At 51.7% G+C, this 16,667-nt stretch carries 14 protein-coding genes and 1 pseudogene; 8 read left to right on the forward strand and 7 right to left on the reverse strand.

Features of this window, described 5'->3' with window-relative positions:
• The first annotated feature begins 177 nt into the window (after positions 1-177).
• From J1G48_RS07205 to J1G48_RS07225, 5 genes and pseudogenes are all read left to right on the forward strand, one after another.
• Entirely contained in the window at positions 178-960 is a 783-nt protein-coding gene (locus tag J1G48_RS07205; RefSeq protein ID WP_000894170.1) for an IclR family transcriptional regulator, read from the forward strand.
• A 13-nt stretch (positions 961-973) separates the two neighbouring features.
• A complete protein-coding gene (gene rhmD, locus J1G48_RS07210) occupies positions 974-2,179 on the forward strand; it encodes an L-rhamnonate dehydratase (RefSeq protein WP_001530644.1) in 1,206 nt (401 codons plus the stop codon).
• 55 nt (positions 2,180-2,234) lie between these two features.
• Positions 2,235-3,524: pseudogene (locus tag J1G48_RS07215) on the forward strand (MFS transporter).
• 25 nt (positions 3,525-3,549) lie between these two features.
• The gene (gene yfaU / locus J1G48_RS07220) at positions 3,550-4,353 is read left to right on the forward strand and encodes a 2-keto-3-deoxy-L-rhamnonate aldolase (protein WP_000992943.1); all 804 of its coding nucleotides are present in this window, start codon (positions 3,550-3,552) and stop codon (positions 4,351-4,353) included.
• A 5-nt stretch (positions 4,354-4,358) separates the two neighbouring features.
• Positions 4,359-4,535, forward strand: coding sequence for a hypothetical protein (locus J1G48_RS07225; RefSeq protein WP_001112763.1), 177 nt, complete (start codon positions 4,359-4,361; stop codon positions 4,533-4,535).
• A gap of 86 nt (positions 4,536-4,621) precedes the next feature.
• Here J1G48_RS07225 and sseL read toward each other — a convergent pair whose 3' ends face one another.
• From sseL to glpA, 4 genes are all read right to left on the reverse strand, one after another.
• The gene (sseL, locus tag J1G48_RS07230) at positions 4,622-5,644 is read right to left on the reverse strand and encodes an SPI-2 type III secretion system effector deubiquitinase SseL (protein ID WP_001017735.1); all 1,023 of its coding nucleotides are present in this window, start codon (positions 5,642-5,644) and stop codon (positions 4,622-4,624) included.
• A gap of 425 nt (positions 5,645-6,069) precedes the next feature.
• On the reverse strand, positions 6,070-7,260 hold the full coding sequence (gene glpC, locus J1G48_RS07235; RefSeq protein ID WP_001285726.1) for an anaerobic glycerol-3-phosphate dehydrogenase subunit GlpC: 1,191 nt from the start codon (positions 7,258-7,260) through the stop codon (positions 6,070-6,072).
• A complete protein-coding gene (gene glpB, locus J1G48_RS07240; protein WP_000667146.1) occupies positions 7,257-8,516 on the reverse strand; it encodes a glycerol-3-phosphate dehydrogenase subunit GlpB in 1,260 nt (419 codons plus the stop codon). Before glpB ends, glpC begins: the two co-directional genes overlap by 4 nt.
• On the reverse strand, positions 8,506-10,134 hold the full coding sequence (glpA, locus tag J1G48_RS07245; RefSeq protein WP_000857205.1) for an anaerobic glycerol-3-phosphate dehydrogenase subunit A: 1,629 nt from the start codon (positions 10,132-10,134) through the stop codon (positions 8,506-8,508). The genes glpB and glpA overlap by 11 nt, the downstream gene beginning before the upstream one ends.
• A 272-nt stretch (positions 10,135-10,406) precedes the next feature.
• Here glpA and glpT point away from each other — a divergent pair, with 272 nt between their 5' ends.
• The gene (glpT, locus tag J1G48_RS07250) at positions 10,407-11,765 is read left to right on the forward strand and encodes a glycerol-3-phosphate transporter (RefSeq protein WP_000948739.1); all 1,359 of its coding nucleotides are present in this window, start codon (positions 10,407-10,409) and stop codon (positions 11,763-11,765) included.
• Between the two features lie 4 nt (positions 11,766-11,769).
• Entirely contained in the window at positions 11,770-12,840 is a 1,071-nt protein-coding gene (glpQ, locus tag J1G48_RS07255; protein WP_000858952.1) for a glycerophosphodiester phosphodiesterase, read from the forward strand.
• A gap of 115 nt (positions 12,841-12,955) precedes the next feature.
• On the opposite strand, the gene J1G48_RS07260 is transcribed toward glpQ, so the two are convergent.
• Positions 12,956-13,834, reverse strand: coding sequence for a LysR substrate-binding domain-containing protein (locus J1G48_RS07260; protein WP_000176719.1), 879 nt, complete (start codon positions 13,832-13,834; stop codon positions 12,956-12,958).
• 161 nt (positions 13,835-13,995) lie between these two features.
• On the opposite strand from J1G48_RS07260, the gene J1G48_RS07265 reads away from it, so the two are divergent.
• Positions 13,996-15,186: an MFS transporter gene (locus J1G48_RS07265; protein WP_000660247.1), complete on the forward strand. Its 1,191-nt coding sequence runs from the start codon at positions 13,996-13,998 to the stop codon at positions 15,184-15,186.
• Between the two features lies 1 nt (position 15,187).
• Here the strand turns inward: J1G48_RS07265 and yfaE are convergent, their stop codons facing one another.
• Both yfaE and nrdB read right to left on the reverse strand, forming a co-directional pair.
• Positions 15,188-15,442, reverse strand: a complete 255-nt coding sequence (gene yfaE / locus J1G48_RS07270; protein ID WP_000533921.1) for a ferredoxin-like diferric-tyrosyl radical cofactor maintenance protein YfaE — start codon at positions 15,440-15,442, stop codon at positions 15,188-15,190.
• Entirely contained in the window at positions 15,442-16,572 is a 1,131-nt protein-coding gene (nrdB, locus tag J1G48_RS07275) for a class Ia ribonucleoside-diphosphate reductase subunit beta (protein ID WP_000332026.1), read from the reverse strand. The genes yfaE and nrdB overlap by 1 nt, the downstream gene beginning before the upstream one ends.
• Positions 16,573-16,667 lie beyond the last annotated feature (95 nt).

Below are 16,667 nucleotides of genomic sequence, written 5' to 3' on the forward strand. Positions count from 1 at the left end.
TCATCTGCTTTTTTGTCCAGCCAATTGTACTGAATACAAAGTAATACGTGCGTTAATTCACATTTATATGGTTAACCCTTCCACTCCGTTGGAAGGCGGATAAGCTTTGACGCGCTTCACAATTTTTTCCCTACTGACCTTTCACACTGATTCCAGTGTCTCAGACTGGAGTCCAATATGTTGGAATCAAGTAAAGTCCCGGCTCTTACTCGCGCAATCGACATCCTCAATTTGATCGCGCGTATTGGCCCATGCAGCGCGGCAATCATTATTGAAACGCTGCGTATTCCAAAAAGCACCGCGTACCTGCTGTTGAATGAATTAAAACGTCAGCGATTTATTAGCCTCGATCATCAGGATAACTACTGCCTGTGGACTAAGCTCGTTGAATTGTCGGGTCATGCGCTCAGCAAGATGGATCTGCGGGAGCTGGCGCGTCCTCGTCTAACACAACTGATGGATGAAACCGGGCTGCTGTGTCACTTGGGGATCATCGACCACGAAAATGCGTATTACATACTGAAAGTGGAATCCTCATCCACTATCAGCGTGCGCTCGCATGAGGGGAAAAGCCTCTCTCTTTATCGTTCCGGCATCGGCAAATGCCTGCTGGCATGGCAGCCGGCCGCCGTACGCAAAGCCATTATTGAACAACTGGTATGGGAGCGAGCCACGCTGACCACCATCACCGAGCCGCAACAATTGAATGATGAGCTGGAACGCATTCGCCAGCGTGGATGGAGCTTTGATAACGGGGAGGATTATCCGGATGTCCGCTGCGTTGCCGCACCGGTATTTAATGCCAGAAACGAACTGACCGCGGCAATTTCAGTGGTCGGCACGCGCCTGCAAATCAACGAAGAGAATCTTGATTATTTGGCCGGTAAAGCTATTGCCTGTGCCAAAGATATTTCACGCCTGTTGGGATGGAAAAGTCCCTTCGACTCACTCGCATCTTAAAATGGAGAATATTATGACTCTTCCTAAAATTAAACACGTTCGAGCCTGGTTTATTGGGGGCGCTACCGCAGAGAAAGGGGCTGGCGGCGGGGATTATCACGACCAGGGAGGAAATCACTGGATTGATGACCATATCGCCACTCCCATGAGCAAATATCGCGACTATGAGCAGTCTCGTCAGTCTTTTGGAATCAACGTGTTAGGGACGCTGATTGTCGAAGTAGAGGCGGAAAATGGGCAGACGGGGTTCGCCGTTTCGACAGCAGGGGAGATGGGCTGTTTTATCGTAGAAAAACATCTTAACCGGTTTATTGAAGGCAAATGCGTAAGCGATATCAAACTTATTCACGATCAGATGCTCGGCGCGACCATGTACTACTCCGGTTCCGGCGGTCTGGTGATGAACACGATTTCCTGTGTGGATCTGGCGCTGTGGGATCTGTTTGGCAAGGTGGTTGGGCTGCCGGTTTATAAATTGCTGGGCGGAGCGGTGCGCGATGAAATTCAGTTTTACGCCACCGGCGCACGCCCGGATCTGGCTAAAGAAATGGGCTTTATCGGCGGTAAAATGCCGACTCACTGGGGGCCGCACGATGGTGATGCGGGGATCCGTAAAGATGCCGCGATGGTGGCGGATATGCGTGAAAAGTGCGGGCCGGATTTCTGGCTGATGCTCGACTGCTGGATGAGTCAGGATGTGAACTATGCGACTAAACTGGCTCACGCCTGTGCGCCATTTAATCTCAAATGGATTGAAGAGTGTCTGCCGCCGCAGCAGTATGAAGGCTATCGCGAATTAAAACGCAACGCGCCTGCAGGGATGATGGTTACCAGCGGCGAACACCATGGTACGCTGCAATCCTTCCGCACTCTGGCAGAAACCGGCATTGATATTATGCAGCCGGATGTTGGTTGGTGCGGCGGATTAACCACGCTGGTTGAGATCGCCGCGCTTGCCAAATCGCGCGGGCAACTGGTGGTGCCGCACGGTTCGTCTGTCTATTCGCACCATGCAGTTATTACTTTCACTAATACCCCTTTCAGCGAGTTCCTGATGACCAGCCCGGACTGTTCCACCCTGCGTCCGCAATTTGACCCGATTCTCCTGGATGAGCCGGTGCCGGTGAATGGACGCATCCATAAATCAGTGCTGGATAAGCCGGGCTTCGGCGTCGAGCTTAACCGTGACTGTCACTTGAAACGCCCTTATAGCCACTAATAACTCGTGCGTTGCCTTTGTACGGCAACGCCCTCATCCTGTTGAGGATATTGCTATGAGCATCACTTTACTTGACGGCGTAGTGAAGAAAAACCGCGCACGTTTAATTCCTTTTATGTTGGCACTGTATGTACTGGCGTTTCTGGATCGTTCAAATATTGGTTTTGCCAAAGAGACCTATCAGATAGATACCGGGCTAAGTAATGAAGCCTACGCGCTAGGGGCCGGTATTTTCTTTGTGGTTTACGCTTTCCTTGGCGTACCGGCTAACCTGCTGATGCGCAAATTTGGCGCAAGAACCTGGATCGGCACGACTACCCTGCTGTGGGGCTTTCTCTCTGCTGCGATGGCCTGGGCGGATAGTGAAGCAAAATTCCTGATAATCCGCACGCTATTGGGCGCGGCGGAGGCTGGATTTTTCCCCGGCATGATCTATCTAACTTCACAATGGTTCCCGCAGCGTAACCGTGCCAGCATTATGGGGCTATTTTATATGGGCGCGCCGCTGGCGTTAACGTTGGGTTCGCCGCTCTCCGGCGCTCTGCTGGAGATGCATGGTTTTATGGGGCACCCGGGATGGTTCTGGATGTTCGTTATCGAAGGCCTACTGGCGATTGGCGCAGGGATATTCACCTTTTTCTGGCTTGATGACACTCCGCAGCAGGCGCGTTTTCTTAGCCTGGAAGAAAAGAACGCGCTTATCAGGCAACTGGCGAGCGAAGAAGAGAAAAAGGTCACGTCAAGGCTTGCGGATGCGCTGCGTAATGGACGCGTCTGGCAACTGGCTATTATTTATCTGACGATTCAGGTGGCGGTATACGGACTCATCTTTTTCCTGCCGACCTAGGTTGCCGCGCTATTGGGCACTAAAGTGGGCTTTACCGCTTCGGTGGTAACAGCGGTTCCCTGGGTGGCGGCTTTGCTTGGCACATGGCTTATTCCTCGCTACTCCGACCGTACCGGCGATCGCCGTAACGTTGCGGCAGTGACGTTACTGGCTGCGGGTATTGGCATTGGCCTGTCAGGTCTGGTTTCTCCGGTGCTCGCTATTCTGGCGCTCTGTGTTGCAGCAGTAGGATTTATTGCCGTTCAGCCCGTATTCTGGACCATGCCGACGCAGCTACTTTCCGGTACGGCTCTGGCGGCAGGAATTGGTTTCGTTAATCTGTTTGGCGCTGTGGGCGGTTTTATTGCCCCAATTCTGCGCGTAAAAGCGGAAACGTTGTTTGCCAGCGATGCGGCGGGCCTGCTGACGCTGGCCGGAGTCGCCATCATTGGCTCATTAATTATCTTCACGCTGAGCGTTAATCGTCCGGTGGCGCAATCCGGCGCTGCGCATCATTAATCTTATCTACGTTGTAAGGATCGCTATGAACGCATTGTTATCAAATCCTTTTAAAGAAGGATTACGTAAAGGGGATACGCAAATTGGTTTGTGGCTCAGTTCAACCACCTCTTATATGGCGGAGATTGCGGCGACGTCGGGTTATGACTGGTTGTTAATAGATGGCGAGCACGCGCCTAATACGGTGCAGGACTTGTATCATCAGTTACAGGCCATCGCCCCATACGCCAGCCAGCCGGTGATTCGCCCGATCGAGGGAAGTAAAGCGCTCATTAAACAGGTACTGGACATCGGGGCGCAAACGCTACTGATCCCGATGGTTGACACCGCAGAACAGGCGCGCCAGGTCGTTTCCGCTACCCGATACCCGCCGTTGGGGCAACGAGGCGTTGGCGCGAGCGTGGCGCGTGCGGCGCGCTGGGGGAGAATCGACAACTATATGGCACAGGCCAATGAGTCGCTCTGCCTGTTGGTGCAGGTTGAAAGCAAAGTGGCGCTGGAAAACCTTGACGCGATTCTGGAGGTTGAAGGCATTGATGGCGTCTTTATCGGTCCGGCAGATCTCTCTGCTTCATTGGGTTACCCCGATAATGCCGGACACCCGGAAGTGCAGCGAATCATTGAATCGTGTATTTATCGTATTCGCGCTGCCGGAAAAGCGGCGGGTTTTTTGGCGGTCGATCCGGCAATGGCGCAGAAATGTCTGGCGTGGGGCGCGAATTTTGTCGCGGTCGGGGTAGATACGATGCTCTACACCGAGGCGCTGGACAGCAGGTTGGCGATGTTTAAATCTGTTCAGTCAGTAAGCACGGCAAAACGTAGTTATTGAGAAAAATGCCGGATGGCACGTATGCCTTACGCATGCGTTTTAGCGCCTATCGGTATAGTCTGGCAATACGTCAGGAGGTTTGTGCGGTGATGGCGCTAAATATGCTGCGCCGTTGGCTTAATGGCGAGGACATTACCAGCGAGCATGGCTGGATAGACGTGGTTGAATCATTGACGGCATAGAACTTTTAGTGGGAAGGCCTGGCCTTCCCATCCTTATATACTTATAAATTCTTGGCAGAGCATCATTTCAGGATAAGTACTCGCCATTACTGGAGACTGTATTCATATATTTGTCGCCGGGTTTGGGTGTTAAATAGTGTTTGTTCCTCTACTGAAAGCGTTAAGAAATTTTCCGCAAACTCTCGTAGTGTGGTAGCAGGATCGTTTTGTCCTGCATTCGATAAGAGTTGAATTGCATGGTAACAAAATAGACCACAGCCGTTGGGTACATTATTTTGTAAATTAGTTTCAATAAAATCAATATTTTCGTTTTCTGATATACCTGCAATTTTTGCTGCTTCTATAATCTCTTGCTTAGTATTTTCATTTAAATCATAATAAGTATTAAATATAAGGCATTTTATTTTTTCTGCAAGTTTATAAAATAAACAGAGAAGCCAGTGATCTCCTGTATTTACCAGGAAGACTTCATTGTGAGATAATCCTGATTGAGCAATCTTTTCAAGTAGCTGAGTGCTTAATATATTTTCTTTGGTGGTAGGATGAATCAGCCCAATAGGATAGTTTACCGAGAGAAGAGGTGATTCTTGAACCAGACCTTGCGTTGCAGCTGCCAGCTCATCTGACGACAACATTCGCGCACCACACCAAAGATTTTCAACTCCTACCTGTTCTTGATCTGTCTGAGCGAACTGGTCGCCCATAATTTTATGTGCTATTCCTATTTTTTTAGAAAGGTCGGTTGTCGCTGAACCGGCCATATAAAGTAATCTGGAAGGGGCATGTAGCTTTTTCCACTCAGTATTATTTTTTGTTATATCGTTATTGGCGATTTGATGTAATACAAGGCAAGCCTGATTGATTTTTTTGTCTATATCTGGTGATCCCGATCTTTTTCCGCTAAAGAGATCAAAAAGTAATTTCTCAACTTTATGTCCCAGGTCATCGTTGCGTAACGCAAGATTGCATAACAGATCAATACAATTCTGATTACCGTTCTCTACTTCGCCAATCAACAACGCAAGCGCCTCATCGCTCACATCTTCTGAATATAAACTGTGAAATTGCGGTGTGCTCAATCGGTAAAGTGAATTTACACATATATTCATTTTGCTCTGTTTCCTGGTAGGTGAAAGTAACGAATATGATGTCATGTATAATTATTTGTAAAAATATTATTGTTAGTGGGAGATATATTAAATCAGGCATAGACCTGATTTTATTATTATTCACATAACACTCAATTATTATTGGAGATATTCAGTTATCCCCCTCTTTAAAGGAGGCTGGTAACGCGGCGATACAAGAGATATTGCTCTATAAACAGTAACGTCGTTATCTGTCATGCCACCGTGGGTTAGCGGTCATGGTTAACCAAATAGGGCAGGTTATTGCAAAGAGACATCCGCGTTTATACCCAAAATAATCCGTAGCCAACACATAAGCAACTTGAAGTATGAAGGGTATATGTCTGATGGAAAATCGTCCCTGGTGAGTAGGGTAATAGCGCCGGAGGGGCTCCGGCGCTTTTTACTTAGCCGAGCGCCTGGGCCAGTAGCGTAATGGGGTGTTCGCAGCGTTTGCTTGTAGACATCTCAATTTGCCACTTACAGGTTTCACAATCGGTGACGACAATGTCGGCGCCGCTCTCTTCAATCTGGCGGAACAGTGGCGCGCCGATGGACTGTGATGTCGGATAGTTTTCCTTTTTAAATCCATACGTACCGGCAATGCCGCAGCACTGTGAATCAAGTACCGTCAATTCAAGCCCCGGAATTTGCCGCAACAGTTCAAGCGTGTAAAGCGTCCAGCCCATTTTTTCCATATGACACGGCGTATGGTAGACCACTTTCAGCGGTAAAGGATTAAGCGGCAGCGTTTTCCCGGCATCCAGTTTGCGCCATAGCCAGCGGGTGGCCAGCTCGATATGTTCGCGCAGCCCGGCGTTGTCCACGTCCAGCACTTCAGGATATTCATCGCGCAACGCAAACGTACAGGTGGATGACGTGGCGATGACCGGAATACCTTTGACGGCAATCGCCTCGCGTAGCGACTCCACATTGCTGATAGCCTGTTTGCGAGCTTTATCCGTAAAACCGTTAGCGATCAGCGGTACGCCGCAACACTTCTCTTTACTCAGTAACTGTACGCCAGTACCCATTGCGTTCAGCACCTTAATCAGATCTTTTCCGAGCTGCGGATGGTTGTAATTCACAAAACAGCCATGGAAAAAGGCGACCTGATCTTTGTATTTAGCCTGCTGCGCCGCCACGCTACGATACCAGCGGCGGAAGGTGCCGAAAGAGTATTTTGGTAAGGTGCGGCGATGATCGATTTTGAGCGCGTAATCAAGCAACTGGCGCACTGGCTTTAATGCGGTGGCGGTATTGACCACCGGCGCGAACGGCGTTGAAACGCTGCCCATCAGATCGGTATGGCTGAGAATAAAATTACGCAATGACGGGCGCGTCGTATCGTATTTTGCGCGGGCGCGCTGGATGATATCGCCAATCTTCACGTCCGACGGACAAGCGACCTCACACCGTTTGCAGTTAATGCAATATTTCAGCGCCTCATCATACAGTGCGCCGTCTTTCAGACGCAGGCGCTCGCCATCCGGTCCGGCCTGTTTAGGGCCAGGGTAGCCAGGATTAACGCGGCTGACCGGGCATGCGGTGGTGCACACCGTACATTTAATACAACTTTCAAAACGTGTGTCGCTCATTGCTGTTCTCCTGCACGCTCAGCGATATGGTGCGCGGCCTGGAGGGCGCTGACTGCGCAGACACCGCCGCCGCATCCCTCAGCTATAGGATCGAATCCCGCCAGCACAGAACCTATTGCATACAGATTTTCTACCGTGTTGCCCGCAAGGGAGGGGCGGAAGGCGTCATCCGTCACGACGCCAAACTGCTGCCAGGGCTGTGGGTCAAAGAAATGTTGTTGATACCATTCGGCGCGGGTGGCCGTTTGCTGTACGTCGAGCCCTAAAATAGGTTCGCGGATCCCTTCGCGCTCGGCAACCAGACCGCTACTAAAGAAGCTACCGCTGGCAAGTACGGCAAAACGCGGGCGCAGTGGGATATCGGCATGGTTGCGGGTCCATATTTCGCTCACGGTACCGCGACGGCAGGTGACTTTCTTCACTTCATCGCCCGGCATCCAGATGCCGCCCTGACGGACAAACTGGCGCTGGAGCTGATTGTGCAGACGAATACCGAGCACCGATGGCGGCAGCGTTGGCAGCAGCGTGAGCGCGCAGGGCAGACGTTCGTTAAGCCAGCGCCACAGCGTATCGTTCGCCAGCCCGAAACAGGCGGGCATGATGATCATGTCGCAGTTTGTCGCTATTGGCGACAGCGCGTCGTACAGCAGCGGCCATTTTTCTTCGTTATCAAGCAGACGCGCAATATTGACCGCGCGAAATTCCGTCGGGTTATCACGCAGTACGTCCAGTTCCGGAAGGTCGATTTCTGCGGTTTCCACGTTGAGGTCGCGTTGGCGCAGCGACGCTGCCGCAAGGTGCGCCTGGAAATCCAGTAATCCGCTAACGCCGACGACGCAAATTCGCTGTGCGGATAACGGCCAGACCGGTACTTCCGGCGAGCTAAGCCAGGTTGAACGCAATGTGCCAAGCGGCGTGACACGCTGGTGCGCCTGCTGTACGTCACCGTATAACTGCGCGCCGCTGGCGTTAAGTAGCGTTTGCGCCTGTTGCGCCAGCGTAAGGACTTTTTGCGCGCCTAAACGCGAATAAGGATGTTCAGGCGCCTGGCGGCACAGCGCATCAAGCCCGGCGGTAATGTCGGTCACCGGTTGGCCGTCGGGCAGGGCGCTGAGTAGATCCAGCGAGCCGGAGGAAAAATGCAGCGCGCTTTGTCCGCGGGTGACGATGGCGCAGCGTAATCCATGCTGCTGGAGTTGCAGTCCGCATAGCAAACCGGCGAGACCGCCGCCCATAATAACCGTATCAAATTTCATCCTGGTGCTCCTTCTCCAGACCGCATAATCCCTGATAAACCCAGCGCGTGAATTCGCTTTCGCGCAGCGCGTCTCCCCAGGCGACAGGTTGTACGCCTTTCCAGCGCTCATTCAGAAATTCAGAGAGTTGCGTAATAGATTGCGCCGCGGTCGTCACATTAAAACGCTGCAATAGCCCGGCCGCGCGGCAGGCGCACAGTTCGCCCTGGCAAGTGCCCATCCCTACGCGGGTGCGACGGCGCAGATCCAGCAGGCTATTCACGGTTAAGTTTTCGACGGCATACTGCACTTCCCCCGCCGTGACGGCCTCGCATTCACAGACCAGGCTACGGTGTTGGCGGCCTTCACTCAGCCACCCCGGCGTGCGATCGCCATGCCGATAAACCGCCGATCCGCGTAGCGGCGCGGGAAGCGAGATAATGCGTTTCAGCGTATGTTCCGTGGACTCTTTTGAGCCAGGCAACGGCGTATCCGCCGTGATGCAGGGGCGAGTATTGCCCAACTTGCGGCACACGGCGTCGGTCGCCCATTCCGCCATCAGGCGGTAAGTCATTAGCTTCCCGCCGGTAATGGTAATGAAGCCATCAAGCCCGTCGCGTTCGGCGTGGTCGAACAACACAATACCGCGGCTGACGTTCCGACCGCTGGGATCGTCATCGCTGGCCACCAGCGGGCGGACGCCGGAATACGCGCGCAGAATACGCGTTTTCGCCATGACAGGGGCCAGTTTTTCCCCTTCACGCAGCAGGATATCGACTTCATCTGCGGTGACGCGGTTGCTGTCTATCTCATTGTAATCAATATGGGTAGAGGTAGTGCCGATCAATGAAATCGTATCGCCAGGTACCAGAATGTCGGCATCCGATGGTTTCCGGCAGCGGTTAATGACATGCTGGTTGATCCGATGGTCCATGATCAACAGCGAGCCTTTCGCCGGGAACATGCGAATACTCAGGTCGGCGTATTCGGCGATCCGTTGCCCCCAGATACCAGCCGCATTGACCACCACCGGCGCGTGAAGCGTCTGGGTTTCGCCAGTGAGATGGTTGCGCACATGGACGCCGCAGACCGTTGCGCCTTCACGAATGAGCCCGGTCACTTCATGCGCCGTTAACACGATTGCGCCATGTTCTCTGGCATCCAGCATATTGGCGGCGGTAAGGCGGAAAGGGTCCACGGTGCCATCCGGCACTTTTACCGCACCGATGAGCGCAGGGTTAACGGAAGGTTCGATGATGCGAGCCTGCTGCGGATCGATGGCTTCAGCGCGAATGCCCGCCGCTTCACAGGCGCGAATAAAGGTGGCCTGAAACGCAAGATCATCTTCCGGCAACGTAATAAACAGACCATCCGTCGGTTCGACGCAATGGCGGGCGATCCGTTTTAAAATCTGGTTTTCACTAATGCACTCGCGCGCGGATTCCGCGTCGGTAACCGCATAACGAGCGCCGCTGTGCAGCAGTCCGTGGTTACGCCCGGTCGCGCCGGTCGCTATATCATGCCGTTCCACCAGAATGACACGTAAACCGCGCAGCGCGCAGTCGCGGGCGATCCCTGCGCCTGTTGCTCCACCGCCAATGATAATCACGTCACTTGCTTGCGAGTCGCGAGTTTTCATTGTTTTTCCTCACAGTTCGTTTTTTATCATTTAGCCATACAAATCATATGGAATGTTTGATTTCGCGCATAATCGCTCACTATTCGAAAATGAAACGTGATTTCGTGCGCCTTTCTGAACATTAGTCATAAATCTGTAACAATATGTGCTGTAATTCACATTAACGTGACGTATCTTTACTTAACATCGCGGCCACACTGGGAGCAGCGGGGTTGTTTGAACGAACTGCGGTGTTTACCTCTAAATAAAATATGGGCCACGGAGGCTACAATATGTTGAGTATTTTTAAACCAGCGCCGCATAAAGCGCGCTTGCCAGCGGCGGAGATTGATCCGACCTATCGCCGATTACGCTGGCAGATTTTCCTGGGGATATTCTTTGGCTATGCCGCGTATTATCTGGTGCGCAAGAACTTTGCCCTCGCGATGCCCTACCTGGTAGAACAGGGTTTTTCACGCGGCGATCTGGGCTTTGCGTTGTCCGGGATTTCCATCGCTTATGGTTTTTCGAAATTTATAATGGGTTCGGTGTCCGATCGCTCGAATCCGCGCGTTTTTCTGCCGGCAGGGTTGATTCTGGCCGCAGCAGTCATGTTGTTTATGGGCTTTGTGCCGTGGGCGACATCCAGCATCGCCGTGATGTTTGTGCTGTTGTTCCTTTGCGGCTGGTTCCAGGGGATGGGGTGGCCGCCGTGCGGACGTACGATGGTTCACTGGTGGTCGCAGAAAGAGCGCGGCGGCATTGTGTCGGTCTGGAACTGTGCGCATAACGTCGGCGGCGGGATCCCGCCACTGCTGTTCCTGCTGGGGATGGCGTGGTTTAACGACTGGAAAGCGGCGCTCTATATGCCAGCCTTTGGCGCGATTGTGGTGGCGCTGTTCGCTTTCGCAATGATGCGCGATACGCCGCAATCCTGCGGTCTGCCGCCTATCGAAGAGTATAAAAACGACTATCCGGACGACTACAACGAAAAAGCGGAAGAAGAGCTGACTGCGAAGCAGATCTTCATGCAGTACGTACTGCCGAACAAATTACTATGGTATATCGCTATCGCCAACGTGTTTGTTTATCTGCTGCGCTACGGCATCCTCGACTGGTCGCCGACCTACCTGAAAGAAGTGAAGCATTTCGCACTGGATAAATCCTCCTGGGCCTACTTCCTGTATGAATACGCGGGTATTCCGGGCACGCTGCTGTGTGGCTGGATGTCGGATAAAGTCTTCCGCGGCAACCGCGGTGCGACCGGCGTGTTCTTTATGACCCTGGTGACTATCGCGACCATCGTTTACTGGATGAACCCGGCAGGGAACCCGAACGTTGATATGGCTTGTATGATTATCATCGGCTTCCTGATCTACGGCCCGGTAATGTTGATCGGTCTGCACGCGCTGGAACTGGCGCCGAAAAAAGCGGCGGGTACGGCGGCGGGCTTTACCGGTCTGTTTGGTTACCTGGGCGGTTCTGTCGCTGCAAGCGCCATTGTGGGTTATACCGTTGACTTCTTCGGTTGGGATGGCGGCTTTATGGTGATGATTGGCGGCAGCATTCTGGCGGTAATCCTGCTGGTGGTCGTGATGATTGGTGAAAAACGCCATCATGATGAGCTGCAGTTAAAACGCAACGGAGGCTAATAACATGAAAACCACACTGAAAAACCTTAGCGTGGCGTTAATGTTGGCAGGAATGACCATCGGAAGCGGCGCCGTGGCGGCTGAAAAAGTCGTTATCGCCCACCGTGGTGCCAGCGGTTATCTGCCGGAGCATACGCTACCGGCGAAAGCGATGGCGTATGCGCAAGGGGCAGATTATCTGGAACAGGATTTAGTGATGACAAAGGACGACCATCTGGTCGTCCTCCATGACCACTACCTTGACCGGGTGACTGACGTCGCTGACCGTTTTCCGGACCGGGCGCGTAAAGATGGGCGCTATTACGCTATCGATTTTACGCTGGATGAAATTAAATCCCTGAAGTTTACCGAAGGGTTTGATATTGAAAACGGCAAAAAAGTACAAACTTATCCGGGCCGTTTCCCGATGGGAAAATCTGATTTCCGCATTCATACCTTTGAAGAGGAAATTGAATTCGTTCAGGGATTAAATCACTCTACCGGTAAAAATATCGGTATTTATCCGGAAATTAAAGCGCCGTGGTTCCATCATCAGGAAGGGAAAGATATTGCCGCGAAAACGCTGGAAGTGCTGAAGAAGTATGGTTACACCGGCAAGCAGGACAATGTCTATTTGCAGTGTTTTGATGTCGCTGAGCTGAAACGTATTAAGAATGAACTGGAACCCAAAATGGGGATGGATCTCAATCTGGTTCAACTTATTGCGTATACCGACTGGAATGAAACACAGCAGAAACAGCCGGACGGTCGTTGGGTAAATTACAACTACGACTGGATGTTTAAGCCGGGCGCTATGAAGCAGGTGGCGGAATATGCGGACGGTATTGGTCCGGATTACCATATGCTGGTTGCGGAAGGCTCAACGAAAGGGAATATCAAGCTGACTGGAATGGTGCAAGACGCGCATCAGAATAAGATGGTAGTGCATCCTTACACTGTGCGTGCCGATCAATTGCCGGACTATGCCACAGACGTCAATCAGTTGTACGACATCCTGTATAACAAGGCGGGCGTCGACGGGCTGTTCACTGACTTCCCGGATAAGGCGGTTATGTTCCTGCAAAAAAATGACTAAAGGTTTGCCATAGTCGAAGTGACGCGCCGGATGAGGGCATAAACGCCTCATCCGGCCTGGCGCAACGTTTGCCAGCGTAAGTCTGGTAAACGCAATGCCATCAGGCGGGGTTGTTTTATAGCAACCCCTCATCGGTCAGTGTTTCCATACATTTTTGTAATAAAAATAACGGACTTCCTTCTACCGGCGGTTCTTTTGCTAACAGGGAAATTTGTCGATAAAAGGTGGGTTCCAGCGCCACGGAGCATAATTTTCCTGTCGTGGCTTTTAAGGTTAATTCTGGCAATAAGGCGATACCTAATCCCTGGCGAATAAAATTCAGCGCAGTATCGGGATGGTTAAATTCATATTTAAATATCGGCTCAATACCCTTTTCTTTAAACAACGCCATAATGCTTAATTCATAACGACCTTTACTGACAATAAGTGGTTCGTCCATCAGTTCTTCGACCGTTACCGTACTATTGGCCGCCAGGGGATGATTTTCAGGCACCACTACGGTGAATTTATCCCGGTAAATGGGGACGCAATACATACCGTTGACCGGAAAAGGAACGAAACCGGCATCAATACTTCCGTCCTGCAGCGAATCAATAATAGCCGTACTGTTCTCTTCATAGGGGATAATTTTTACATTTGGATGATGGCTTTCAAAATAGCGAATGACGCCGGGTAAAATGCAGGCGCAGGCGCTGGGAAAACAGCCAATCCGTAGCGTACGGGCCGGGTTCTTTTTTTCTTGTTCGGCAATCTCTTTTACCGCGTTGACGTCGCGCTGGATCGCGCGTAAGTGCCTGACGATGCGGCTACCGGCGGCGGTAAGCTCAATCTCTTTACGACGCTCACGAATCAATATGTCAACGCCGAGCTCCTCCTCAAGCGCGGAGATGGCCTGGCTGACGGCGGATTGCGTCATGTATAGCCGTTTGCTGGCCTCGGTAAATCCGCCGTACTCCAGTACGGCAAGCAGGGCGTGGATTTGAGTTAGTGTCATTAGTAAAACCTAATTAATATAATTAAAACGATTAATTTTTCTAATAGAGTGCACTTGTTTATACTGCGATTCTATCGAATACATCACATTTTGACGCACCTGATCGGTGTTCAGTTGAGCTGAGCGTTGCCTGCGTGCGCCATCTGAGCGGGTCGTTAAGAATGAAAGAAAAATTATGGACGAAGGATTTTTGGGCAATCACCATAGTCAGTTTTATTATCTTTTTTGTTTTTTATGTACTGCTAACTTTATTACCCATTTATATCGCTGACCGCCTGCATGCTTCTGCAGATAAGGCCGGGCTGTTAGTGACATGTTTCCTGGCCGCGGCAATTGTTATTCGGCCATTTGCCGGACAATGGGTGGGAAAATATTCGAATAAAAAGATTCTGGTGCTCTCTTCTCTGGCTTTTTTGGTGATTACCGCGCTGTATCCGGTTTGCCATTCTATCGAGTCGCTGCTCTTTATCCGCGTACTTCATGGGATTACGTTTGGTGTTATTACCACGGTAAAAGGAACTATTTCAGCGCGGTTAATTCCGGCCTCCCGACGTGGAGAGGGCATCAGCTTTTTCTCTTTAGCGATGGGCCTTGCGATGGTCGTAGGACCGTGGATCGGTTTGAATATGGCCCGCTGGAACGCGTTCACTGCCGCATTCTGGCTTTGTTCCGCTGTAGCGGCGTTAGGGATTGTACTTTCCCTGATTGTGACGGTCCCTCCGGTAATTCGTCATGCCGATGGTTCGAAACCGAATCTGGGTTTTGCCGCGATGTTTGACCGCGCCGCCTTGCCTTTTGCGCTGGTCACCTTTTTTATGACTTTCTCCTATGCCGGCGTATCGGCTTTCCTGGCGCTGTATGCGCGTGAGCTGGATTTAATGGCGGCGGCCAGTAATTTCCTGCTGTGCTACGCGATTTTCCTGATGATATGCCGTACCTTCACCGGGAATATTTGTGATAAAAAAGGGCCGAAATATGTTGTTTTCCCATGCCTGTTGGCTTTTACCATCGGTCTGGTGGCGCTGGGCTACACCAATGGCAGCATCATGATGATTATTTCCGGCGGTCTCATCGGTATCGGCTACGGTTCGGTCACGCCGGTTTTCCAGACGCAAATTATCAGCTCGGTTGAACCGCATAAAATCGGCGTGGCGAATTCACTGTTCTTTAACGCGATGGATGCCGGAATGGCGATTGGCGCCTTTATCATGGGAATGATGGTTGAGTCGGTTGGCTATCGTATGATTTATGTCGCTGGCGCGGTGCTGGTGGTACTCGCTGGCGCACTGTATGCCGTGCAGATGAAAAAACGTGGCGTGATGCCTTTGGTTTCCACCAGCGAGTTGCACTGAGTTACATCTCGATTTCGATATCGCCTTTTGCCCTGCAGCAGCAGGGCAAAATCTCTCCTGGCTGGATAAACGCTAAAGGTTCCGTAATCCAGTCAACCTGACCGGCAACCAGTCGGGTACGGCAGGAGCCGCAATAACCTTCGCGGCACTGATACTCCACCTCAACGTTATGCGATTCCAGCGCGGCCAGCAGAGAAGGGTGTTCATCCTGGCACAGCAGCTGTGTGCCAGTGATACGCAGCGTGACGCGTCCCATCAGAGCTGGAAATTACTCAGATCGTCGGTATCGACTTCCGAATCGATTTGTCCGACCAGATAAGAACTAACTTCCACTTCCTGTGGCGCAACCTGAACGTTATCGGACACCAGCCAGGTATTGATCCACGGGATTGGGTTGGAGCGGGTCTGGAACGGCAGATCCAGCCCTACCGCCTGCATACGAATATTAGTAATATATTCAACGTATTGACACAGGATATCTTTATTCAGGCCGATCATCGAACCGTCGCGGAACAGATAGTCCGCCCACTCTTTTTCCTGCTGCGCCGCCTGCACGAACAGGTCATAACATTCCTGTTTACACTCTTCGGCGATTTCCGCCATCTCCGGGTCGTCCACGCCGCTACGCAACAGGTTCAGCATATGTTGCGTGCCGGTCAGATGCAGAGCTTCGTCACGGGCGATCAGACGGATAATTTTGGCGTTGCCTTCCATCAGTTCACGCTCGGCAAATGCGAAAGAGCAGGCGAAGCTGACGTAGAAGCGGATGGCTTCCAGCGCGTTCACGCTCATCAGGCACAGATACAGTTTTTTCTTCAGCTCACGCAGATTCACGACAACCGTTTTGCCATTAACGGTATGGGTGCCTTCACCGAGCAGGTGCCAGTAACTGGTCATCTCAATAAGTTCGTCGTAGTAGGCGGAGATACCTTCGGCGCGCTTCTGAATTTGCTCATTGGTCACGATATCGTCAAACACGACCGCCGGATCGTTGACGATGTTACGAATAATGTGGGTGTAGGATCGTGAGTGAATCGTCTCAGAAAACGCCCAGGTCTCTACCCACGTCTCCAGCTCCGGGATGGAAATGAGCGGCAGCAGGGCGACGTTCGGGCTACGTCCCTGAATGGAATCCAGCAGCGTCTGGTATTTGAGGTTGCTGATGAAGATATGTTTTTCGTGCTCCGGCAACGCCTGATAATCGATACGATCGCGGGAGACGTCGACCTCTTCCGGACGCCAGAAGAAAGAGAGCTGTTTTTCGATCAGTTTTTCGAAGATGTCATATTTCTGCTGGTCATAGCGTGCAACGTTGACCGGCTGGCCAAAGAACATGGGTTCCTTGAGCTGATCGTTTTTCGTCTGTGAAAAAGTGGTGTATGCCATTGAAGTGAATCCTTTATGGGATGAGCGCCGGATGGCGGCGCAAGCGCCTTATCCGGCCTACAAACCGTACAATCGTAGGCCGGGTAAGCATAGCG

Source organism: Salmonella sp. SAL-020, from assembly GCF_017372215.1.
In the GTDB taxonomy this organism is placed as follows: domain Bacteria; phylum Pseudomonadota; class Gammaproteobacteria; order Enterobacterales; family Enterobacteriaceae; genus Salmonella; species Salmonella enterica.

Coding starts and splice junctions, on each gene's coding strand:
- rhmD (WP_001530644.1), top strand. CDS start 974: ATGACTCTTCCTAAAATTAAACACGTTCGAGCCTGGTTTATTGGGGGC.
- sseL (WP_001017735.1), bottom strand. CDS start 5,644: ATGAATATATGTGTAAATTCACTTTACCGATTGAGCACACCGCAATTT.
- yfaU (WP_000992943.1), top strand. CDS start 3,550: ATGAACGCATTGTTATCAAATCCTTTTAAAGAAGGATTACGTAAAGGG.
- yfaE (WP_000533921.1), bottom strand. CDS start 15,442: ATGGGACGCGTCACGCTGCGTATCACTGGCACACAGCTGCTGTGCCAG.
- J1G48_RS07205 (WP_000894170.1), top strand. CDS start 178: ATGTTGGAATCAAGTAAAGTCCCGGCTCTTACTCGCGCAATCGACATC.
- J1G48_RS07225 (WP_001112763.1), top strand. CDS start 4,359: ATGCCGGATGGCACGTATGCCTTACGCATGCGTTTTAGCGCCTATCGG.
- glpT (WP_000948739.1), top strand. CDS start 10,407: ATGTTGAGTATTTTTAAACCAGCGCCGCATAAAGCGCGCTTGCCAGCG.
- glpC (WP_001285726.1), bottom strand. CDS start 7,260: ATGAGCGACACACGTTTTGAAAGTTGTATTAAATGTACGGTGTGCACC.
- glpB (WP_000667146.1), bottom strand. CDS start 8,516: ATGAAATTTGATACGGTTATTATGGGCGGCGGTCTCGCCGGTTTGCTA.
- glpA (WP_000857205.1), bottom strand. CDS start 10,134: ATGAAAACTCGCGACTCGCAAGCAAGTGACGTGATTATCATTGGCGGT.
- nrdB (WP_000332026.1), bottom strand. CDS start 16,572: ATGGCATACACCACTTTTTCACAGACGAAAAACGATCAGCTCAAGGAA.
- J1G48_RS07260 (WP_000176719.1), bottom strand. CDS start 13,834: ATGACACTAACTCAAATCCACGCCCTGCTTGCCGTACTGGAGTACGGC.
- glpQ (WP_000858952.1), top strand. CDS start 11,770: ATGAAAACCACACTGAAAAACCTTAGCGTGGCGTTAATGTTGGCAGGA.
- J1G48_RS07265 (WP_000660247.1), top strand. CDS start 13,996: ATGAAAGAAAAATTATGGACGAAGGATTTTTGGGCAATCACCATAGTC.